20 protein-coding genes and 1 pseudogene are annotated in these 22,308 nt (G+C 54.7%); 15 read left to right on the plus strand and 6 right to left on the minus strand.

The window, feature by feature from the left end:
* Positions 1-94: 94 nt before the first annotated feature.
* Together NG99_RS00390 and NG99_RS00395 are read right to left on the minus strand one after the other, a co-directional pair.
* Positions 95-3,625 (minus strand): glycosyltransferase, encoded by a 3,531-nt coding sequence (locus tag NG99_RS00390; protein WP_034887237.1) that lies wholly within the window; start codon positions 3,623-3,625, stop codon positions 95-97.
* Between the two features lie 221 nt (positions 3,626-3,846).
* The gene (locus NG99_RS00395; protein WP_034887239.1) at positions 3,847-5,139 is read right to left on the minus strand and encodes a FliC/FljB family flagellin; all 1,293 of its coding nucleotides are present in this window, start codon (positions 5,137-5,139) and stop codon (positions 3,847-3,849) included.
* 281 nt (positions 5,140-5,420) lie between these two features.
* Between NG99_RS00395 and fliD the strand changes: the two genes are divergently transcribed.
* The 4 genes from fliD to amyA all read left to right on the plus strand — a co-directional run bounded on the left by fliD (position 5,421) and on the right by amyA (position 9,237).
* Positions 5,421-6,836: a flagellar filament capping protein FliD gene (fliD, locus tag NG99_RS00400; protein ID WP_034887241.1), complete on the plus strand. Its 1,416-nt coding sequence runs from the start codon at positions 5,421-5,423 to the stop codon at positions 6,834-6,836.
* 9 nt (positions 6,837-6,845) lie between these two features.
* The gene (fliS, locus tag NG99_RS00405; RefSeq protein ID WP_034887243.1) at positions 6,846-7,253 is read left to right on the plus strand and encodes a flagellar export chaperone FliS; all 408 of its coding nucleotides are present in this window, start codon (positions 6,846-6,848) and stop codon (positions 7,251-7,253) included.
* Positions 7,254-7,622 (plus strand): flagella biosynthesis regulatory protein FliT, encoded by a 369-nt coding sequence (gene fliT, locus NG99_RS00410; protein ID WP_034887245.1) that lies wholly within the window; start codon positions 7,254-7,256, stop codon positions 7,620-7,622.
* 133 nt (positions 7,623-7,755) lie between these two features.
* Complete coding sequence (gene amyA / locus NG99_RS00415) at positions 7,756-9,237, plus strand: alpha-amylase (protein ID WP_034887247.1); 1,482 nt, start codon at positions 7,756-7,758, stop codon at positions 9,235-9,237.
* A gap of 42 nt (positions 9,238-9,279) precedes the next feature.
* On the opposite strand, the gene yedD is transcribed toward amyA, so the two are convergent.
* Positions 9,280-9,765 (minus strand): lipoprotein YedD, encoded by a 486-nt coding sequence (gene yedD, locus NG99_RS00420; protein WP_034887249.1) that lies wholly within the window; start codon positions 9,763-9,765, stop codon positions 9,280-9,282.
* A 185-nt stretch (positions 9,766-9,950) separates the two neighbouring features.
* Between yedD and NG99_RS00425 the strand changes: the two genes are divergently transcribed.
* A complete protein-coding gene (locus NG99_RS00425; RefSeq protein ID WP_034887251.1) occupies positions 9,951-10,274 on the plus strand; it encodes a DUF6388 family protein in 324 nt (107 codons plus the stop codon).
* A 495-nt stretch (positions 10,275-10,769) separates the two neighbouring features.
* Positions 10,770-12,098 carry a GGDEF domain-containing protein gene (locus NG99_RS00430; protein WP_232298137.1) on the plus strand — a complete coding sequence of 443 codons (1,329 nt, stop codon included), beginning with the start codon at positions 10,770-10,772 and terminating at the stop codon, positions 12,096-12,098.
* 82 nt (positions 12,099-12,180) lie between these two features.
* On the opposite strand, the gene NG99_RS00435 is transcribed toward NG99_RS00430, so the two are convergent.
* Positions 12,181-12,447 (minus strand): hypothetical protein, encoded by a 267-nt coding sequence (locus NG99_RS00435; protein WP_034887255.1) that lies wholly within the window; start codon positions 12,445-12,447, stop codon positions 12,181-12,183.
* Between the two features lie 681 nt (positions 12,448-13,128).
* Here NG99_RS00435 and NG99_RS00440 point away from each other — a divergent pair.
* Positions 13,129-13,953 carry an RNase A-like domain-containing protein gene (locus NG99_RS00440; RefSeq protein ID WP_034887256.1) on the plus strand — a complete coding sequence of 275 codons (825 nt, stop codon included), beginning with the start codon at positions 13,129-13,131 and terminating at the stop codon, positions 13,951-13,953.
* Between the two features lie 5 nt (positions 13,954-13,958).
* Entirely contained in the window at positions 13,959-14,234 is a 276-nt protein-coding gene (locus tag NG99_RS00445) for a contact-dependent growth inhibition system immunity protein (RefSeq protein WP_034887258.1), read from the plus strand.
* A 244-nt stretch (positions 14,235-14,478) separates the two neighbouring features.
* On the opposite strand, the pseudogene NG99_RS30305 reads toward NG99_RS00445, so the two are convergent.
* Together NG99_RS30305 and fliE are read right to left on the minus strand one after the other, a co-directional pair.
* Positions 14,479-14,526: pseudogene (locus NG99_RS30305) on the minus strand (hypothetical protein); the annotation flags it as partial.
* A gap of 109 nt (positions 14,527-14,635) precedes the next feature.
* The gene (gene fliE / locus NG99_RS00450) at positions 14,636-14,947 is read right to left on the minus strand and encodes a flagellar hook-basal body complex protein FliE (RefSeq protein ID WP_034887260.1); all 312 of its coding nucleotides are present in this window, start codon (positions 14,945-14,947) and stop codon (positions 14,636-14,638) included.
* A gap of 240 nt (positions 14,948-15,187) precedes the next feature.
* Here fliE and fliF point away from each other — a divergent pair, with 240 nt between their 5' ends.
* The 7 genes from fliF to fliL all read left to right on the plus strand — a co-directional run bounded on the left by fliF (position 15,188) and on the right by fliL (position 22,303).
* Complete coding sequence (gene fliF / locus NG99_RS00455) at positions 15,188-16,906, plus strand: flagellar basal-body MS-ring/collar protein FliF (RefSeq protein WP_034887262.1); 1,719 nt, start codon at positions 15,188-15,190, stop codon at positions 16,904-16,906.
* On the plus strand, positions 16,903-17,895 hold the full coding sequence (gene fliG / locus NG99_RS00460; RefSeq protein WP_034887264.1) for a flagellar motor switch protein FliG: 993 nt from the start codon (positions 16,903-16,905) through the stop codon (positions 17,893-17,895). The genes fliF and fliG overlap by 4 nt, the downstream gene beginning before the upstream one ends.
* Entirely contained in the window at positions 17,888-18,577 is a 690-nt protein-coding gene (gene fliH / locus NG99_RS00465) for a flagellar assembly protein FliH (protein WP_034887266.1), read from the plus strand. The genes fliG and fliH overlap by 8 nt, the downstream gene beginning before the upstream one ends.
* Positions 18,577-19,938 (plus strand): flagellar protein export ATPase FliI, encoded by a 1,362-nt coding sequence (gene fliI, locus NG99_RS00470; protein WP_034887268.1) that lies wholly within the window; start codon positions 18,577-18,579, stop codon positions 19,936-19,938. Before fliH ends, fliI begins: the two co-directional genes overlap by 1 nt.
* 23 nt (positions 19,939-19,961) lie before the next feature.
* Positions 19,962-20,408, plus strand: coding sequence for a flagellar export protein FliJ (fliJ, locus tag NG99_RS00475; protein WP_034887270.1), 447 nt, complete (start codon positions 19,962-19,964; stop codon positions 20,406-20,408).
* Complete coding sequence (locus NG99_RS00480) at positions 20,405-21,673, plus strand: flagellar hook-length control protein FliK (protein ID WP_034887272.1); 1,269 nt, start codon at positions 20,405-20,407, stop codon at positions 21,671-21,673. The genes fliJ and NG99_RS00480 overlap by 4 nt, the downstream gene beginning before the upstream one ends.
* A gap of 150 nt (positions 21,674-21,823) precedes the next feature.
* Positions 21,824-22,303: a flagellar basal body-associated protein FliL gene (gene fliL, locus NG99_RS00485; protein WP_034887274.1), complete on the plus strand. Its 480-nt coding sequence runs from the start codon at positions 21,824-21,826 to the stop codon at positions 22,301-22,303.
* The last annotated feature ends 5 nt before the right edge of the window (positions 22,304-22,308 follow it).

Here is a 22,308-nt window from a genome sequence, read left to right on the forward strand (position 1 = left end):
CCATAGCCTTAAGCGATATCAGGCGCGGAATACCCCGCTTTTTGCCCCTCTTATTTGGCTATTGAACAGCGAGGGGTCGCCCCTCCCACTTGTCTTAGTCCGCACTCCAGGCTCTCACCCACTCTTTAACGTTTTCGCCGGTTAGCATCCAGTCGCGGCGCACCGCGGCCTGAAGCGCCTCACCCATTTTTGCGCTCGCGTCGGGATCGGCAAGGTGCATACGAATCGCGTCACGCCAGTCAATAAAGCGGTTGCTGACGCGCGTGACCGGCAGATCGTCATCGCAATAGCAGGCCACATTGCTACAGATGACCGGAATACCGCATGCCCCGTATTCCAGCAGGCGAAGGTTGCTTTTGCAGGCGTTGAAGATGTTGTCTTCTACCGGCGCCAGCGCGAGATCCAGGTTCAGGGCCGCCATGGTTGCCGGATACAGGCTGATATCCACGCCATAATGAATCTCGTGCACGTAAGGCTGAAGTTTGGGCGGACAAAGCCCCATAAAGACCCATTCAACCTCATGGGTAAACTCTTTCACCACGTCGGCGATCATTTCCAGATCGCCGCGATGGCTGGAGCCGCCCGCCCAGCCGACTCGCGGCTTACGTCCCTGATTACGCCGGCTTTGCAACTGGCCCCAGATGCTGACCGGCAGGCGGTTTTTAACCACCACGATATTCGAATGCATATCGCTCATGGCCTCAGCCAGCGGCGCGGTAGAGACGACAAAACGGTCAAAATAGCTCAGGCTTTTACGCATCTGCCCGGTGGTTTCCTGTTTAAAACTCGACCGGCGATAGTGTTTCATCGGCACATTAAGAATGTAGTCATCCAGCTCAAACACTTTGAACACGTCGTGCAGTTTGCCGGTGCGCTCAATCCAGTTATGGAAAGCCGGCGCATAGCGGCGCTGGATAATCAGGCTGTCCGGCCGGAACTGGCCAATCTCACCGATATTCAGCAGCGTCAAACTCGCTTTCCCTTCGGCCAGGCCTTCACGCTGCATCGCCTCAAACGGTTGCATAATACGGTAATGTCCACACCCGGAAATATCCGCGTTATGCGCCAGGAAAACCGGTAAATTTTCCCGCTGTGCCGGACGCCAGCTCAGCAGGCTGTCGCTGTTCAGATCGAAATGGCGACTGCGGAGCGACAGATTGGCGTTAAAGGCAGGGTCGTTGGCAATCAGCGGCATCCAGCGGCTGAACAGCTTATCTTCTTCAAGCTGTTTCAGTTTGTTTGAGGAGTGCACCGTTTCACCAGGGAATGGGTTCTGACGTGCGGCCGGACGCAGGATACGCGCATACGGCGTCCACACGGTCATATAGCCTTCGTTGCGCGCGCGTAAGCAGAAATCGACGTCGCCATAAAGTTGGTTTTCGCCGGTAAAGCCACCAAGCGCGCTGAACACTTCGCGGCGTACCAGCATAAAATCACCGGAAACCGCACTGTAGTTTTGATCGAGGTGCAGGCGCCCCTGATAGCTCGGCTGATTATCCTCAAGGCCGCGAAAGGCTTCCCCGGCCGCGCCGTTCATGCCCAGAATGTAGCCCGCATGGCGTATCTTATTATCAGAGGTCAGCTGTTTGCCGCCCACCACCGCCACTTCCGGGCGCTGGCCGTGGTTAAGCAGGTTGTCCAGCCATTCGCCGTCGGTCACCGCCAGCTCACAGTGCATAAATACCAGGTACTCCCCCTGCGCCTGCTCAGCTGCCAGATTAGCCATCGCGCCATGCTGATACGGCTCGCTATAGTGCAGTACGCGAATGCGCAGCGGGTCAACGCTCGCCATGCTGGTTAACCAGCCGTCGCGCTCCTGGCTACCCTGGCTGTCCGCCACAATCAGCAGTTCATAATTGAGGTAGCGGGTTTTCTCCAGCAGCGTGGTCACGCAGCCGATCAGCGACGGCAGGTGCCAGTTAGCCAAAACGACAATGGTCACTTTGGGCTGAACAGCGTGCTGATAGCGCAGACGATAGTTGTAGTAGCTGTCGAGCGCAATTTGCGCCTGAGGATAGCCGCGGTTGTTCAGATGGCGTTCAATAATCGCCGCATCTTCAATAATTCCGCGCTTTTGCAGCCGCGCGGTCAGCAGCGGTTCGGCCAGATGACCGGCGACGTTCAGCCCCTGCGATTCAATCATTTTGACGATCAGATCAAATTCTGCCGCCTGCGGATAGCTAAGATCGAAGCCTTCCGCCGCCTGCAGCAGCTCACGGCGAAACAGCCAGTGCTGCGCCATGGTTTTAGGCGAGCTGAGCAGCAAATCGAGATTGAAATCCGGGCGGAAATTGATGCCGCTCGGCTCATCGCCCAGATAAAAGTATTCATCGGCGAAGATCGCCAGCACGCCGTCAGCCTGGGCTAGCGTCGTGGAGAGAGCAATCAGCCCGGCGGACATAAAATAGCTGCCTGCCTCAATAAAAATAAACCAGTGCTCATCACGCTGCGCGATAAGCTGATTGAGCGTAGCCAGACGGCTTTCTTCCGTCGCGGGATAAGCGGCTATCTTTTCCGGGATGCTGTCCATCAGGCCAGTCACCACCGGGATCAACCGCAGGTTGCCCGCGCTCTGATGAATCAGCGAGTCGAGCGTTTGCGTCAGCCCGTCGCGATTCTCCGCCGTCACGTTGATCACCACCGCTACGCGCGTCGGCTCCGATTGTTCTGCCGCCAGTTGCTCAAGACGCTGCTGCTGGAACGGTTGCAGCGTGCGCACGCGGTTCCACCACGCCAGGGTATTAAGATTCAGATAGTGGAACTGGTGGCTGACCAGATTTTTCGCTTCGGTCTTATGCCGATCGTCCAGCGCCGTGACCTGCACCATATTCACCGGACTGCCGCTATCGTTGAACCAGGGAGCGGCTCGCAGCGTATTCAGGATAATGTCGCGGTTCTTTTTGACATGCTCCACGCTATCTCGCTGATGCGGCTGTTTGTAAACTTCCGAGGCGCGAATTGAACAAAGCGCCTGCGGGAACCACAGCACATCACTCTGCCCCAGCAATTTGCTGTAAACCAGCAGGCCTTCAACTTCCAGCAGCTTTTGATCTTCGATAGCAAACAGCGATCCCTGCTCGGGCAGCAGCGCCACAATATCCTCAAGGTAGAATAAGGAAGCGGTCAGCTCTCCCAGCAGGCTGTAGCTTAACCGACTCTGGCAGCGCAGAAGATCGCGGCCGTTGAGGATCGCGTCATAGTCAAGTAAGGGGGAAGTCGCAACAATATCAGGCAGCAACTCGCCATGCGGGTCGATGCGTTTACGCCTTGATGAAGCCACCCGGCACTGCGGATAACGTTGCAGGCCCGCGACCATAGCACTCACGCAATCTTCCGCCAGCAGTTCAGCGTCGGTCACAAATTTCAGGTACTGGCCCTTCGCCTCACGGATGGCCGCCTCATAGATACCTTTATCATCCTTGCCATAGACCAGATGGCGGATCGGATGCGCCGGGTTATCAAGCCGGGTAGCCAGCAGCTCAGGAATATATTTATCGCCACCGCTGTCGGCGATCAGAATTTCGCAGTTGGCATAATCCTGGGCCAGCACGCTATCCAGTGCGGCAATAAACCAGGTAGGAATTTGGGCGGTAAGAATAATACTGACAAGCGCTGGCTGGCTCATAACGGGCAACTCTCCCAGGCCCCCCGCTTGCCCGGACGAACGCCTGGCGCAGGGAGCAATTAATTTTAGTTATGATAGCCAGCCCGCACGGAATCAATCGCTCAAGGAACGGGGCAAATTAAGGCTAAACTGAGCCATAACTCTGTCGTCGCGCCTTCGCCAGAAGCCTAAAAAAAACCCCGCCGAAGCGGGGTTTCTTAAGACGTTTATCCTGAGGATAATTAGCCCTGCAGCAGAGACAGCACCTGCTGTGGAACCTGGTTAGCTTTCGCCAACACGGAGTTACCAGCCTGCTGAATGATCTGAGCTTTAGACAGGTTCGACACTTCCGTGGCGTAATCCGCATCCTGAATTCGCGACTGCGCCTCAGAAAGGTTGGTCGTGGTGTTATTCAGGTTGGTGACCGCAGAGTCCAGACGGTTCTGCACCGCACCCAGGCTTGAACGGAATTTGTCAACCTGCGCAATCGCTTTGTCCAGCAGCGCCAGAGGGTCATTGGTTGAAGAACCGGTGAACACCTTGGTGTTAGCTGAGTCAGAGATATCATCAACATCGGTAGCAACGCCAGAAGTTGGCGTGTTGCCGCCGTTGACGATAGCGCCAGTATCCGCTGTGTAGTTTTTGCCCTGCACGGTAACGAAGCCAACTGCGCCGCCGGTGGAGTCGCTGCCCACTTTAACGAACTGACCAGTCATAGAACCGGAAGTCACGCCATTTTTAGCATCGTCATAGGTAACGTCAGTGGTGTTCAGCTCAACGGTGCCGCCTGAACCAACAGAAACCGCGTAGTTGTCGCTGCCGGAAGAGACAACGTAAGTGGAGGTTGCTGCGCCGCCGGAGGTCAGCACGTTGTGCAGAGACAGGCCGCTGACATCCACGCCCAGCTTGGTTGCCACATCGCTCAGGTCAACTTTAGAAACGGTTGCACCAGAGTCAGATGCGTCACCAACGGTGGTAACAGTGTCGCTCAGTTTCAGCGCGTTGCCGTCTACAGAGAAGCCTTTCAGGCCCAGAGTAGTAGAATCGATTTTCTGCAGGTCGATAGTGATGCTTTCGCCATCATTAGCGCCAACCTGGATTTTCATCTGACCATCTTTAGCCAGTACATTCACGCCGTTGAACTGAGTCTGACCGGATACGCGGTCAATTTCGTCCAGACGGGATTTGATTTCGTCCTGGATGGAAGACAGGTCGGAATCAGAGTTGGTGCCGTTCTGTGCCTGTACGGTCAGTTCACGAACGCGCTGTAAGTTGTTGTTGATTTCTGACAGTGCGCCTTCAGTAGTCTGCGCAGCAGAGATACCGTCGTTAGCGTTACGCGCCGCCTGAGTCAGGCCGTTGATGTTAGAGGTGAAGCGGTTAGCAATAGCCTGACCAGCCGCATCATCTTTTGCGCTGTTGATGCGCAGACCAGAAGACAGACGCTCAATAGAAGTAGAGAGAGCAGACTGGTTTTTGTTGATGTTGTTCTGAGTGATCAGCGAGAGGCTGTTAGTATTGATGACTTGTGCCATGATAACGTTTCCTATTAAAATCGAATCTGTTAAAGGTGGTTGGGCTTGTTTGCCGCCCGGCTTCATCGCCGTCAAACTTGTTATCGTCAGCCCTTAAGCAACCTTTAACGTTTTTTTAGACCCGCTGAAAAATTTCTCACCCTGTTTCTACTCGTCGAAATACCCCTCTCTATTACCGCTATTCCCGTCATTACCCCTGAACAAAAAATCGTAAACTTTCCTCATCAGTGGCCGATAACCACGGTATTCATTCTCCGTGTTGACTCTATAAAGGAAACATTATGGCCAGTATTTCTACCTTGGGGATCGGCTCAGGCCTTGATTTAGCCTCTATTCTGGATAGCCTGCAAACCTCAGAGAAAGCGGCATTAACGCCGATCTCTACGCAGCAGTCCTCCTATACGGCAAAGCTTAGCGCCTACGGCACGCTGAAAAGCGCGCTGACTACCTTTCAGACGGCAAACACCACGCTGAATAACGCCGACCTGTTTAGTGCGACAAAAACCACCAGCAGCTCTACGGCATTTAGCGCCACTACCGCCGCAGGCGCGGTGGCGGGGAAATACAGCATTAGCGTGACTCAGCTGGCGGCAGCGCAAACGCTGACTTCAGCGGTGCAGACCAGCAATACAACCGCGCTGGCAACCGCTGCCAGCACTATTACGATTCAGAATGCCAAAGGGGATGCCGCGGTTAACGTCTCTATTCCGGCGGCCAGCTCTTCGCTGACCGGTATTCGCGACGCGATCAATAAGGCTGACGCCGGCGTCACCGCCAGCATTATTAAAACCGGTGACGGCAGCTATCGTCTCTCCCTGACCTCGGCGGAGACGGGCACTGACAACGCGGTGACGCTCAGCGTCAGCGGCGACAGCACGCTGCAAAGTATGCTGAACTATGACGGCACATCAGGCAGCAATATGACGCAGAGCGTGGAGGCGAAAAATGCTGAGCTGACGGTAAACAATGTTGCTATCGAAAACAGCAGCAACACCATCAGCGATGCGCTGGAAGGGATTACGCTGAACCTGAGCGACGTGACCACCGGCAACCAGACGCTGACCATTACCAGCGATACTTCGAAAGCATCCAGCGCCATCTCAGCCTGGGTTAATGCCTACAACACCTTGCAGGATAATTTTGCCAGCCTGACTAAATACACCGCTGTGGATGTCGGCACGACCACGCAAGACTCCAGCAACGGCGCTCTGCTTGGCGACAGCACCCTGCGCACCATTCAGTCTCAGTTGAAAACAATGCTGACCAATGCGCAAAGCTCCTCCACCTATAAATCACTGGCTCAGATTGGCGTCACTTCCGACCCCACCACCGGCGAGCTGGAGCTGGATGACGACAAGCTGACCACCGCCCTGACCGACGATGCCGACGGCGTAAAAGAGATGATCATTGGTGATGGCAAAACAACCGGTATCGCAACCACCATTGCCACCAACATGACCAGTTGGCTATCCAGCACCGGTATCCTGCAGGCGGCAACCGACGGCGTCAGTAAAACTCTGAATAACCTGACCGATCAATACAACACGGCCAGCACGCGCATCGATAACACCATCGCACGTTACAAAACCCAGTTCACCGCGCTGGACGTACTGATAAGCAAGCTGAACAGCACCAGTAGCTATCTGACGTCTCAGTTCAGCACCACAAGCAGCTCGACAAGCAGTTCATCGTCATAAGGAGACAAAATGTATAGCGCAAGCGGCACTAAAGCCTATGCAAAAATCGGGGTGGAAAGCGCAGTGATGAGCGCCACCCCGGATCAACTGGTTACGCTACTGTTCGACGGGGCACTCAGTGCCCTGGTTCGCAGCCGGTTGTTTTTGCTGGATGGCAACATTGCGGGTAAAGGAGAGTCGCTCTCCAAGGCCATCAACATTATTGAGAACGGACTGAAGCTGGGTCTCGAAGAGAACCGGGGCGATGAGCTGGCTGATAATCTGGCCGGGTTATACCGCTATATGGTCCACCGCCTGCTGCAGGCCAACCTGCATAATGATGCGGAAGCGATTCTGGAAGTCGAAACGTTGCTGCGCAACATCGCCGACGCCTGGAAAGAAGTTTCTGGAACTAACGCCCTTCAGGACGCCGTTTAAATGAATATTGCTCCGCAACTGCTCACGATTTACCAACAGTTATTGGTCCTCAGCCAGTCAATGTTGCGCCTGGCAAGCGAGGAAAAATGGGATGAACTGATTGAAATGGAAGTCGATTACGTTAGTGCGGTTGAAGTTCTGGCACAGAGCACCAGGGTTGCGCCCATGTCGGCCCAGACACAGGATCAGCTACGGCCTGTTCTGCGCCATATTCTTGATAACGAAGCCGAAGTGAAAAGCCTGTTACAATCGCGAATGGCTGAACTCTCTTCACTGATTGGTCAGGCAACCCGGCAGCAGTCCGTTAATAAAGCCTATAGCGGAGTGTCCGGCGTGGTGCTGTTCCCACAGGAATCACCCGGCGTATAAAAAGCCCTCTTACATGAATCCAACACACACCAGCCGGCGGGCAGAAGGTTAAAATATTTTTAGCTTCTGACCCGCTCTTTTCCCCAGCCTGCTCCATACTTCAGATCCCAGCCTGATCAACCGGAGCAAGGACATGCCTAATCTCACCCTGTTGCAATTCTTCCACTGGTATTATCCCGACGGCAGTAAATTATGGCCGGAAGCTAGCGAACGAGCGGAAAAACTGGCTGAAATCGGCATCACCGACGTCTGGCTGCCCCCGGCTTATAAAGGGGAATCCGGCGGCTATTCGGTGGGCTATGACAGCTACGATCTGTTCGATTTGGGCGAATTCGATCAAAAAGGCTCCCGCGCCACTAAATACGGGGACAAGGAGCAGTTGAAAGCGGCGGTTGAGGCGCTTCGCGCCAAAGAGGTTGGCGTGATCATGGATGTGGTGCTTAACCACAAAATGGGCGCTGATGAGAAAGAGCTGGTGCAGGTGAACCGAACCAATCCAGATAACCGCGACGAGATCGACCCTGAAGTCTTTCAGGCTGAAGCCTGGACAAAGTTCACCTTCCCGGTCCGGGCAGGTCAGTATTCCAAATTTATCTGGGATTATAAATGCTTCAGCGGCGTCGACTATATCGAAAATCCCGATGAGAGCGGCGTATTTAAAATCGTCAATGACTATACCGGCGAGGGCTGGAACGATCAGGTAGACGATGAGCTGGGCAACTTTGATTATCTGATGGGCGCTAACATTGATTTTCGCAACCACGCGGTGACCGAAGAGCTAAAGTACTGGGCGCGCTGGATGATGCAGCAGGTTCCCTGCACCGGATTTCGTCTTGACGCGGTCAAGCATATCCCCGCCTGGTTCTATAAAGAGTGGATTGATCACGTTCAGGAAGTGGCGGAAAAGCCGATGTTTATCGTCGCTGAATACTGGTCGCATGAGGTGGATAAATTGCAGCAGTATATCCATCAGGTCGAAGGCAAAACCATGCTGTTTGATGCCCCGCTGCAGATGAAATTCCACAACGCCTCGCGCGAGGGAGCCGCTTACGATCTCAGCCAGATATTCAGCGATACGCTGGTCGAACACGACCAGTGGCACGCGGTGACCATCGTGGCCAATCACGACACTCAGCCGCTGCAATCCCTTGAAGCGCCGGTAGAGCCGTGGTTTAAACCGCTGGCCTATGCGCTGATCCTGCTGCGTGAACAGGGCGTGCCGGTGGTGTTTTATCCCGATCTTTTTGGCGCCAGCTATGAGGACGAAGGGGGCGACGGGGAAACTTACCGCATTGAGATGCCGGTAATCCCTGAGCTGGAAGCGCTGATCCGCGCGCGTCAGCTTTATGCTCACGGCGTGCAGACCGAATGGTTCGATCATCCAAACTGCGTGGCGTTCTCCCGCAGTGGGACCGAAGAGCGCCCAGGCTGCGTGGTGATCCTGTCAAACGGTGAGCCGGGTGAGAAGACGCTGCCAATGGGTGAAGCCATGGCGGGTAAAAGCTGGCGGGATTATCTGGGCCATCAGACCGATAATGTGACTGCGGATGAGCAGGGACAGGCCGTTTTTCGCTGCAACGCGGGCAGCGTAAGCGTCTGGGTGGTGGCTGATTAAACCGCAGGCTGCCTGACCGTCCAGCCAGGCAGCCCGTTAACCTTACGACTTGGCGTTTTTGAACGAGGCTTTGTGGTGATTCTTGCTGCTCGTTCCGCTGGCCTTCGGTTTATCCTCTGGAGTTGCTGCAGCATCCTCGTGAGCCAGCGCCTGCTGGCATTCAACCGTGGGCTGCTGCACCTTTTGCAGCGTCAGCTTATCGTAATGCAGCTCGGTGCCCTCAAGCTCCAGCGGCATAACGCGAACCTCATTATTAACATTGACCCAGTCGCCGCTAAACTGCGTCACTTTGCCTGGCTTGGCGATCACCCGCTGCCACTGGCGGCAGTCCAGCGTGTCGCCTTCTGGCGTAATAATCAGGCTGGCAATCGCTTCCTTACTGACCAGACCTTTCTGCGGCCCCATGGTCTGCCAGTTTCCCACCAGATTTTCCGGCGGCGGCGTTTTTATCGCGCTCTGGTAATTAGGTATATCCGCGCAGCCCGCCAGCGTAATAGCGGCGAAGGTCGTTATCATCCACTTTTTCATTTTCAGTTCCTGAATCTGCAGTCAGGCGCTACGTTATAATTTCTCCCTAATTACCGCAAGCGGCATCCCGGTTCTTTCCTGTTCCTTGCGCAATTATTCAGCATATAGCGACGCTCCGGTCTCCGGCATTTCACCCCAGCTCCTGGCGGTGTAAACTAGCACCATGACTGACTGCCGGATTTGTTATGAAAAGCATTGAACAGTACTACGCGCTGGCCCGCGATCTTTTTCTTGAGGCCCACCCAGAGATTAAGGCGGGGATTGCCCAACTGACGGAGCAAGATGCGGCCACGGTTGGCATGACCCTGCCCCAGTTGCAAAACATGCAGGCCGATCGGGCTTACGCCGCCTTCACCCGCGAGAAAAAGCTGGACGGTATGCTGTTCGCTATCCAGCTGGCCGAGCCGGATAAAGAAGTGGCGGCAGAGGCCATCGAAGCGTACCTGCGCCAGCATGCGGCGGCGCTGGGTTTGAGCTGGGAAGCGTTTTGCATTAAGAACGAGCTGTAACCTGCTCATTTTCTGGCCTGCTGCCAGGCCAGATATTTTACTCTCTGCTTTCAAAACCCGTTATTCCCTCTGACCGTTATAAAGCTAAGAATGCTCCCAAATCGAAAACGGCAGCAGATTATCGTTCGAAAAAGCAAACTGATTACGATATATATGCTTGCGATTGGCGTTTAGCCGCCGGCAATGTTGTGAGCGCCAGTAAACTTTGGTAGTGATTGAATTTAAACGGCCTTCGCTATATTCTGAGTCGCCCCGGCCATCTTAAGAAAATCCTTAACACATTGCTTTACTGCTCATGACAATGCCGTACGCACTTTATTGTTAAAAATCGGTGTAGTAATCATGTTGTCAGCACGCAGTCGGACATGACACGGCAGTTACCGCGCGATATCTCACGCCGGGCGTCGGTAAGAACCTTGAGCCATCTAAATGCAACTAAATAAATATAAGTTTGACCAGGTCATATTATTATTTTTTCTCGCATTATGTTTAGCGATGCTGGGTCTGCTTTGCCGTAGCTATCAAGCTCTTTCTCTTTTCTGGCCCTGTAATTCGCTGCTTCTGGGGTTACTCATTCGCTTCCCCCGCTTTGATACCCTTTCCAGCCTGCCAGCTATTTATCTCGGCATGGTGACCGCTGATGTTCTTTATGGCACGCCGTTTATCGTTTCGCTGGGCTTGGATGCTGCCAATATCGCTTTTATTATCACCGGCAGGGCCATACTGCTTTCTCCTTATTTAACGCGCACCTATCCCCGCAGGCTTCAGGCGCTGATACGGGTATTTCCGGCTTCGGTTCTCGCAGCGGCAGTTTGCGCGGTGATAGGGTCTTACACCGGACAGCGCTATTTTCATGACAATTTAGTGCAGGGCTGGATCTCGTGGTTCTGCGAACAGGTTTCGACGTCTATCCTGATGCTGCCGCTGGTGATTACCTTCCCGCGCAGGGATGAACTGGAGCAGATGGTTGCCGACGTGCGGGAAAGCAACCTGATGCCGCTGATTTCGCTGCTGGTCTCTACCCTCTTCGGCATCTATGTCGGCGGCGGCGGCAGCCTGATTTTCCCGCTGCCCGCGCTGATGTGGTGTGCCGTCAGCTATCCCCTATTCCTGACCTGCGTGCTGACGATGTTAACCGGGATCACCGAGATCTCGCTGGTTGCCAGCGACGTCCTCAACATTCAGGGGTCGGATGACTTCTTCCGCATTGATAGCCTGGCTTCAGCCCGGCTTGGCGTGGGGGCTATGACCATCAGCCCGCTGATTGTGGCGTTGAGTACCACGGCGAATAAAAAGCTGGTAGCGAGGATCACCAAACGTGCGGACTATGATTTTCTGACCGGCGCATTAACCCGCAGCGGTCTGTCATCGCAGCTTGACGCGCTGGCTTCGCGCAGAAATAAACAGAACGGGTTTTACGGCGCGGCTTTTGTGATTGATATCGATCGGTTTAAAAATATCAACGATACCTACGGCCACGCGGCTGGCGATCATGTGCTGGCGCAGACCGTTGAGTGTATTCGCCAGTCGCTACAGCAAACGGCCATTATCAGCCGCATGGGCGGAGAGGAGTTCCTGGTGCTGATTGAAGGCATTTCACAGCCAAGAGCCTGGCTGCTGGCCGACCGGCTGCGAAAAAGCATTGAACGCAATAGCATCATCCTCAATGGCCAGGATCTGAGCATCACGGTCAGTATTGGTATCAGCACGTTAAATATTACTGACGCAGGCAGCCTGGATGAGTCGATTAAACATGCTGATGAGCAGCTTTATATTGCCAAAAGCAGCGGCAGGAATCGCGTCAGTCCCGAGTTTGTGCTGTAGCCCACAGGCCTGGTGCAAAAAGCCTTTAAGCAGAAATAAAACAACCCGCCGTAGCGGGTTGTCTCTTTTCAGCGGTCAGGGATCAGGCTTCGTTTTCGATACGGTTAGCTTCGATTTCCATATCCTGAATGGTTTTATCCAGCTCATCCAGTAAACCTCCCTGCTTAGTCAGCAAATCATTTACCCTGTCGGCAAATTCGGTGTTCTTGTACTCGCCCTGATCGAAAGCCAGCCAGTGGGCTGAGAGGGTTTCCACGTTGGACTGTGCATAGTGGCGCATTTCTTTTAACTGAGAAGTCACATCGCGTACGTGGTCGGTCGGAGATTTGCGTTCTTCATTATCACTCATGCAGTTATCCTTCTTGGTAAAAAAACACTCATCTATTCTGACCGCAGGCCTGAGCAGAGGTTCATTAACATTTTTTTAACCAAAGCAGATCGCACCTTCACTCATGAAGAAAGCCCATCCTGGCGCTTCGGTAGCCTGGCTTTTGCTGGCTATCCCGTAGCCAGATCCGATGAAGCCGCAGAGAAAGAAGAGCAGGATAAAAAGAAGAAGGACAGTTAATTAAGCTCGCCAACCGGATGGTTTTTTATTATACCAACCAATTAAGAATGAAGCTGGGATATTATTTTCTATAATATAACACCGTGTGAAATAAACCGCTTTGGCGTTTGGAAACTTCAGCAACGGAATAACTGCACTCCGTGATTTGACGAACGTCTTCTTCTTTAAAATAAGCGTAAATCATGGTATGCCCATGCACTCCTCCTATGCTCAACTATAGGGCAGGATCGTCTACGGGTAGGGTCAGTCCAGTGAGCCGAATGAAGTTTTTTAGTCGAATATTACAGAAAGAAAAAACCACCGGGCGGCGAGATTGGGAATAATCCAGTGGCGCATGCATATAGATATCCGGGTATTGAGCGGTTTTATGCCAATCTCGGACAAAAGTACGATATTTATTTTTGCCCGATTGTCCACAATTGGTTAATATGGATTAAGCATAGTTTCTAATCAGGGAGAAATATGGATATGGATATGCGCATCGTTATGTCACCGGTTCAACTTGCCGCAGTACTTTCTGACAAAACAGTAACGGAATCGGATACGTTAACCAACCGGTTAACAGGAGGACTGGAGCTCATTATAGGAAGTCTGGAAATGGCTGGCGCCACCGCTCTTTGCATGGCCCCAGAACCTACAGGTCTTACCAAAGTCGGCTGTGTTGTCATTGGCGCACACAGTATGGACAGTATCAACTCTGCCGCTAACAGGATGCTCTCAGGAACTAATACGCGCTCAGCAACTTACCGGGCTGCTGCTGCACTTGCTAAACAGTTTGGTGCCGATGATGAAACTGCCTGGAAAATTGGTCTGACGGTCGACATCGCCGTTCCTGTAGGATTTGCATTAGCGGCCAGTGCTTCGCGCGTGGCGGCAGTCCGCATGGGCCGTATTAAGCTCATTAAGAATGAGTCAGTTACCGGACTCAAGCCCGGTGGGCATACCCTTGAAAGGCATATTGGCAAGACAGAGGCCGAGCTTCGACAGCGACTTAGTCATCGTCCTACAATGACAGACAGCAGCACGTTTTATAAAGTAAGCGTGGCAGAAGACGCCCTCTCTCGCGCATTGAAATTTAACGCCCAATATATAAAAAATTGGGCCAGCACTGGCAGAACGGGATCAAGGCTGGAGATTGATTTTTTTGCAGGCAATGAAATAGGTTTTGGATTAAAGACAGCCTCAGGGCCGGTCATTAAATCCTGTAAACTGAGGGTGGTGCTCGTTTTGCAGACCTTCCAGGGGAAACCTTACTATGTGCTAACCGCCTTTCCCAAACTGGATTAAATAAAATGATTTATTCGTACCTTGACCACCTGATGGGGGCATATCTCAACCAGGACTATGACCTCTCCGGTGAGACGATTACTGATGTTGTTCAGTGCTACATTGACAGCGAAGGCCCTGAGATGTCATCAGGGCTGGCTACAGACTGCCATAAATTTCTTGAAGAAACGGATATTGAAGGAAAGTTCAGAGAACTTTACTCATCTGACTTCGATCCTTCCCTTTGGGGTATAACAGCGAAAGAATTTCTCGTCAACACCAGACAGTTGGCTCATAACTAAGCGCGGCTGTTTATTACTAAATATTTGTATTAGCTCAGACCTGATCTGACAGTTACCGGTTATTTATCCAGGTGTCTGTCAGATTACGTCCGGCTTAAATTTTTCTCAGCCCAAATGTGTTTTCCACTAAGCAATGTTTCAATTGGCATCCGGCCACAGCACATTTTCCCCTGATGGATTCGCTCATTATAATGCCTCTGATGTAATCTGCGTTGATATGACGAAACAGTCTCCACGAATCAGGTTTTAGGATTAAACGGCTCATTCCGTACAATGATAAAACGATATCCATACTGCTGTTTGCTAATAGCAACCTTTAGGATGCGTCTGGTAAATACTATGGTCCGTTATCCTGGTTCTCCCTATCCACCCGTTCGGTCAGTAATACATTAAGTTAAATATTACATCTGCATATTCATCATATCCGTATAGGCACTGACCAGCTTATTCCGCACCTGAATCCCCATCTGCATCGAAACGGAAGATTTCTGCATATCAACCATCACATCGTTCAGGTTGATGCCTGGCTTACCTAACTCGAAATCCTGTGCCTGAGTACGGGCTTCATTCTGCGTATCGCTGATTTTGTTCAGCGCCGCTTTTAGCGCACCGGCAAAATCGGCCTGACTGGAGGACTCGGTACTCTTACCGCTGGCCTGAATTGCTGCGGTTTGCAGCTGCTGCACCACACTCTCAATACCCTGAATCGCCATGTTTTTGCCCCGATCGGTTAACGGTTGATTTTTAACTGTGTGAAAACTTAACACAGTGTCAATAAGACAAAGCCGCTAAATGAGAGCAAAAATCATGGCTTATCCGGCCATCGAATTTCCCATTTAAGAAAATAATGGCAGCTATCAGACGTGAAATTTTACGGTCAAGCCGCTCAGGGAGTCAGTCTTGTTACGACACTACACGAAACAGTCCGCTCAACTGTCACGCAGGAAAGAGTCATGAATGCCACTGTCACGCAGGATCAACCGGCGAAGCGAGGGTTGAACGACCTGTTTGTTCGCCTGCGCGCTAATCCTCGCATCCCAATCATCATTGCGGCGGCGGCGGTAATCGCCATTGTTATGGCGATGGTCCTGTGGGCTAAACAGCCTGAATACCGCGTGCTGTACAACAATCTCAGTGATGAAGATGGCGGCGCAATCATTACTCAACTGACTCAGATGAACATCCCCTATCAGTTTGATGATAAGGGTGGCGCATTAATGGTGCCGGCTGAGAAAGTGCATGAGCTGCGCCTGCGTCTGGCCCAGCAGGGACTGCCGAAAGGCGGCGCCGTAGGTTTTGAGCTGCTGGACCAGGAAAAGTTTGGTATCAGTCAGTTCAGCGAACAGGTGAACTACCAGCGTGCGCTGGAGGGTGAGCTGGCCCGGACTATCGAAACGCTCGGCCCGGTTAAAAACGTTCGCGTACACCTCGCCATGCCGAAACCGTCGCTGTTTGTTCGCGAACAGAAATCCCCCACCGCTTCGGTGACCTTAACCCTCCAGCCCGGCCGGGCTCTGGATCAAGGGCAAATTAGCGCTATCGTGCACATGGTCTCCAGCAGCGTCGCTGGCCTGCCGCCGGGCAATGTGACCGTGGTTGATCAGGCAGGCCACCTGCTGACGCAGTCCGACAACGCCGGTCGTGACCTGAACGACGCGCAGCTGAAATACGCTACCGACGTGGAAAATCGCTACCAGCAGCGCATTGAAGCCATCCTTAATCCTATTGTTGGCAATGGCAACGTCCATGCCCAGGTGACCGCGCAGATCGACTTTAATGCGCGCGAGCAGACCGATGAGAAATATCAGCCCAACAGTGACCCCGCGAACCAGGCCGTTCGCTCACGCCAGACCAGCGACAGCGAACAAAATGGCGGCCAGTACCCTGGCGGCGTGCCTGGCGCGCTCTCTAACCAGCCCGCTCCGGCCAACAACGCGCCAATCGTTACGCCCGGCAACAATCAGAATGGGCAGAACGCAAACGCCGCGACTAATCCGGCTGCGAATCAGGCAGGCAGCAGCACCACGGCTAAAGCGACGCCGACCAGCAGCCGTAATGACAACACCACGAACTATGAAGTAGACCGCACCATCCTGCACACCAAAATGAACGTGGGTGAAGTTCAGCGCCTCTCCGTGGCGGTGGTCGTGAACTATAAGACCGATGCAGCAGGCAAACCCATTGCCCTGTCGGATGCCCAGATCAAGCAGATTGAGAACCTGACGCGTGAAGCGATGGGCTACTCCGACCGGCGCGGCGACAGTCTGAACGTGGTCAACTCACCGTTTACCGAAGTAGCCGACGACAGTGGCGACCTGCCGTTCTGGAAGACGCAGTCCTTTATCGACCAGATGATCGAGCTTGGCCGCTGGCTGCTGGTGTTGATTGTGGCCTGGGTTCTCTATCGCAAACTGGTTCGTCCACAGCTGCGCCGCAAGGCTGAGCAAGAGAAAGCGGCCGTTGAGGCGGCGGCGCTGGCCAGACAGGCGCGTGAAGAATCGGGTGAGGATGCTGTTACCGTCAGCCTTTCCAGAGATGAATTGGATCAGGAACGTAAGTCTCAGCACCGCATGAGTGCTGAGGTAATGAGCCAGCGTATTCGCGAGATGTCAGAAAATGACCCGCGCGTGGTGGCTCTGGTTATTCGCCAGTGGATGAAGGACGAGCTATGAGTCTCACCGGTACCGAAAAAAGCGCCATCCTGATGATGACGATTGGCGAAGACCGCGCGGCCGAGGTGTTCAAGCACCTCGATTCCCGCGAGGTTCAGCACCTTAGCTCCGCCATTTCTAATATGCGTCAGGTATCCCATAAGCAGCTGACCGACGTGCTGCGTGAATTTGAGATCGATGCCGAACAGTTTGCTGCGCTGAGCGTTAACTCCAACGATTACCTGCGCACGGTGCTGGTAAAAGCGCTGGGCGAAGAGAAGGCCGCTACCCTGCTGGAGGACATTCTCGAGACCAGAGAAACCACCACCGGCATGGATACCCTCAACTTTATGGAGCCGCAGGCTGCTGCCGACCTGATCCGCGACGAGCATCCGCAGATTATCGCCACCATTCTGGTACACCTCAAGCGTGCCCAGGCTGCCGACATTGTTGCCCAGTTCGACGAACGTCTGCGTCACGACGTGATGCTGCGTATCGCCACCTTCGGCGGCGTGCAGCCTGCCGCGCTGGCGGAGCTGACCGAGGTTCTGAACGGCCTGTTGGATGGACAAAACCTCAAGCGGGCGAAGATGGGCGGCGTGAGAACCGCAGCGGAGATCATCAACCTGATGAAAACCCAGCAGGAAGAAGCGGTTATCGAGGCGGTTCGCGAGTTCGACGGCGAACTGGCGCAAAAAATTATCGACGAAATGTTCCTGTTCGAAAACCTGGTGGAAGTCGACGACCGCAGTATCCAGCGCCTGCTACAGGAAGTGGAGTCCGAGTCGCTGCTGATTGCCCTGAAAGGATCCGAACAGCCGCTGCGCGAGAAGTTCCTGCGCAATATGTCCCAGCGTGCGGCCGATATTCTGCGAGACGACCTCGCCAACCGTGGTCCGATGCGTATGTCTGCCGTAGAGAGCGAGCAGAAAGCGATTCTGCTGATTGTGCGTCGCCTGGCGGAAAGCGGCGAGATGATGATTGGCGGCGGCGAGGAACAGTATGTCTGATCACTCCTCCCTGCCCTGGCAGCGCTGGCAGCCTGACGATCTGACCCAGTTGAACAAGCCGCTGGTCGAGCAGCCGGTGGAGCCAGAGCTGCCTGAAGAGTCGTTTAACCAGCAGCAGATTGAGCTGGAGCAGTTGCAAAACCAGCTGCGTAATGAGGCCCAGGGGTTGGGTTACGCCGAAGGTCAACAGAAGGGGTTTGCCGAAGGGCAAAAAGCCGGTTATGACGCCGGTTTTCAGCAGGGCCTGGCGGAGGCTCAGCAGCAGCAGGCGCCGCTTCAGGCGCGGATGCAGCAGCTGGTGTCAGAGTTTCACCACACGCTGGAAGCGCTGGACAGCGTGATTGCCGCCCGCCTGATGCAGCTGGCGCTGGAAGCCGCCCGTTCGGTGATTGGTCAGGCGCCGCACGTCGACGGCACCGCCCTGCTCCGGCAGATTCAGGGCATGATCCAGCAGGAGCCGATGTTTAGCGGTAAGCCGACGCTGCGGGTGCATCCTGACGATTTGCAGCGCGTTGAGCAAACGCTGGGCGCCACGCTGAGCCTGCACGGCTGGAGACTGATGGCCGACAGTACGATCCATCCTGGCGGCTGCAAAGTTAGCGCTGAAGATGGCGATCTGGATGCCAGCATCGCCACGCGCTGGCACGAACTCTGCCGCCTTGCGGCACCTGGAGAGCTGTAATGACCACTCGTCTTTCACGCTGGCTTGGCGCTCTGGACACCTTCGAGCAGCGCCTCTCCCATCTGCCGGAAGTTCGTCGCTACGGACGGCTGACCCGCGCTACTGGCCTGGTGCTGGAAGCCACGGGTTTGCAGCTGCCGCTGGGTGCGACCTGCGTGATTGAACGCTCCGACGGCAACAGCATCGCCGAAGTTGAAAGCGAAGTGGTGGGCTTTAACGGTCAGAAGCTGTTTCTTATGCCGCTGGAAGAAGTGGAAGGCATTTTGCCCGGCGCTCGCGTCTACGCCCGCGTAGCCGGTGACAGGCAGCACAGCGGCAAACAGCTGATGCTGGGGCCGGAGCTATTAGGCCGCGTGCTTGACGGCAGCGGCCGTCCGCTCGACGGGCTGCCAGCGCCGGAAACAGGTTATCGCGCGCCGTTAATCACGCCGCCGTTTAACCCGTTACAGCGCACGCCGATTTCCGACGTACTGGATACCGGCGTTCGCGCCATCAACGCCCTGCTGACGGTTGGCCGTGGTCAGCGTATGGGCCTGTTTGCCGGTTCCGGCGTCGGTAAAAGCGTGCTGCTCGGCATGATGGCCCGCTACACCAAAGCTGATGTCATTGTGGTTGGCCTGATTGGTGAACGCGGCCGCGAGGTAAAAGACTTTATTGAAAACATCCTCGGAACTGAAGGGCGCGCCCGCGCGGTGGTGATTGCCGCGCCTGCGGACGTTTCTCCCCTGCTGCGTATGCAGGGCGCTTCTTACGCTACGCGCATTGCGGAAGATTTTCGCGATCGGGGGCAGCATGTGCTGCTGATTATGGATTCGCTAACCCGTTACGCCATGGCCCAGCGTGAAATCGCGCTGGCGATCGGTGAGCCGCCAGCGACCAAAGGTTATCCCCCTTCCGTGTTCGCCAAACTCCCGGCGCTGGTGGAACGGGCGGGCAACGGCATCGACGGCGGCGGCTCAATTACCGCTTTCTATACCGTCCTGACGGAGGGTGACGATCAGCAGGACCCGATCGCTGACTCCGCCCGGGCGATTCTGGACGGGCATATTGTGCTGTCGCGCCGCCTGGCCGAGGCCGGACACTATCCGGCCATTGATATCGAAGCATCAATCAGCCGCGTTATGGCGCACCTGATTGATGACACGCACTATGCGCGGGTGCGTCAGTTTAAGCAGCTGTTGTCGAGCTATCAGCGCAATCGCGATCTGGTTAGCGTTGGTGCCTATGCAGCAGGCAGCGACCCGACGCTGGATAAAGCCATCAAGCTTTACCCTGAGCTGGAGGCGTTCCTGCAACAGGGCATGTTTGAGCGCAGCGCCTGGGACGATGCCTGCCTGCACCTACAGGCAATCTTTGGCTAACGGGCAACGCTGGCGGAGGAAGTATGGCAAAACAAGCATCACCGATTGAAACCCTGTGCGACCTGGCGCAGAAAGATCTTGAAAAGGCGGCTATCCAGTTGGGTGACGTCAGGCGCGCGCAGAAGCAGGCCGATGAACAGTTAGCTATGTTGCTGAATTACCAGGACGAATACCGCAAGACGCTCAATAACACCATGGCGGAAGGGATCGCCAGCACCCGCTGGTACAACTATCACCAGTTTATTGAGACGCTCGAAAAAGCGATTGAACAGCACCGCCAGCAGCTGAACCACTGGAACGGCCGTCTGGAAAGCGCCCTGGGCTTCTGGCGCGACAAACAGCAGCGGCTCCATGCCTATGAAACCTTACAGGCACGCGCGCTAGCCAACGAATTATTACAGGAAAACCGTCTCGATCAGAAACGGATGGATGAATTTGCCCAACGGGCATCATTGAGGAAAGGCGAATGATCACTTTGCCACTTGCGACCAACGGGACCACCCAAAGCAGCTCAGGCCATAGCGCCACCGCCTCAGCCACTACCGATGTGGCTAACGACACCACAGCAGCAGAAGAGTCTGCCGCAAGCGCGAAGACGTCTGAAGGTTTCATCACCCTGTTAGGCAATAAGCTGCTTTCGCTGACGCAGCAGAGCGACACCGGTCAGGCCACTGCGGCTTCAACCGATACCGCCGATGCGGCACAGTCGCCCAAAGCGAAGCTGAATGCCCTGCTGGCCGCGCTGGATAAGCCTGAAACGCTGAATGACCTGTTGCAGCCAGCAACAGGCGGCAAAGCGCTGAAAACTGACGAAGCCAGCGACGATCAAACGCAGTCCGTTGCCCCTTCGCTTAACGAAAGCGATGCGCAAGCGCTCCAGGCCCTGTTCGCCATGCTGCCGCCCGCGGTCGCACAGCAGCCCGCAGCCGCTGAGGCTAAAGGTGCCGACACGCTGACTGCTGAACGGGAGACGAAAGGCGCGATACAGTCCACGCTCTCATCACTGGCGGCCGCCGACGGCAGCACCAGTGACGGCAAGGAGAAAGCCAGCGTCAGGACGGATAACGTCGCTGCCGCCAGCGCCACTCAGAAAGCCCCCGCTGAGACTGCCTTGCTAAACAACGCCTTCCAGCAGGCTATTAACGCTACTGGCAAAGAGGCTGATAAAGAAAATTCAAGTTCTGCCCCTGCCGCGACGATAACCAATAATGTTCTCAGCGCCGCCTCTGCGCTCTCCACGCCTGCCACTGCGTACACCGTTACGCCACCGGCAGGCGGGCAGCTAAGCGCTCAGCTTGGCAGCCAGGATTGGCAACAGGCGTTAGGTCAACAGATCCTGATGTTCAGCAAAAACGGCCAGCAAACCGCTGAGCTGCATCTGCATCCTCAGGATCTGGGCAGCATTCAGATCAGTCTGAAGCTGGATAACGACCAGGCGCAGCTGAATATGGTGTCGGGCCATAGCCAGGTTCGCGCAGCGTTGGAAGCCGCCCTTCCGCAGCTGCGCACCGCCCTGGCGGAAAACGGCATCAGTCTCGGCCAGAGTAACGTGAGCAGCGATGCCTTCCAGCAGGGTCAGAGCTTCAGCGGCCAGCAGGAGCAGCAGCGCAATAATCAAAGTGGCAACGCATTTAGTCTTGCAGCAGAAAATGATAGTGATGTAACCCCAATCGCCGTTCCTGCCGCGCTGCAGGCGCGCGCTGCCGGTTCCAGCGCTGTTGATATTTTCGCCTGACGGTGACAAACGCATAAGCTAGTGGCAAAACCCGCGTCTTTTCTACCTATTGGTTAGCGTAAGACGCGGGATAATCTGCCCATAACACCGTGGGATAGTGGATTAAGTGGTACCGCACCTCGAAAATAATCACAGGAAGTTATAGCTCATATGACTGATAAAAAAGCCAAAAGCGGCAAACGTAAGCTCCTGATACCCGTGCTACTGATTGTGGCGCTGGTTGCTTGCAGCGTGGCGGGCTATGCGGTCTGGCGCATGATGAAGACCCCAGCGGATGCCGCTCAGGCCGCCAGGCCTGAAGTGCCTGCCGCACCGGTCTTTTATGCGCTGGACACCTTCACGGTTAATCTAATCAACCCGGATAACGACCCCGACCGCGTGCTGTACGTTGGCTTTACGCTGCGGCTGCCTGACGAAGACACCCGCCGCCGTATCAATGATTACCTGCCGGAAGTCCGCAGCCGCCTGCTGCTGCTGCTCTCCCGTCAGGATGCCTCCGCGCTGAGCAACGATCGGGGCAAGCAGGATCTGATGAAACAGATCAAAGACGTGCTGGCCCCTCCGTTGGTGCAGGGTCAACCTCAGCAGGTGGTGAGCGATGTGCTGTTCACTGCCTTTATCCTGAGGTAGAAAAC

The organism is Erwinia typographi (assembly GCF_000773975.1).
Lineage (GTDB): Bacteria > Pseudomonadota > Gammaproteobacteria > Enterobacterales > Enterobacteriaceae > Erwinia > Erwinia typographi.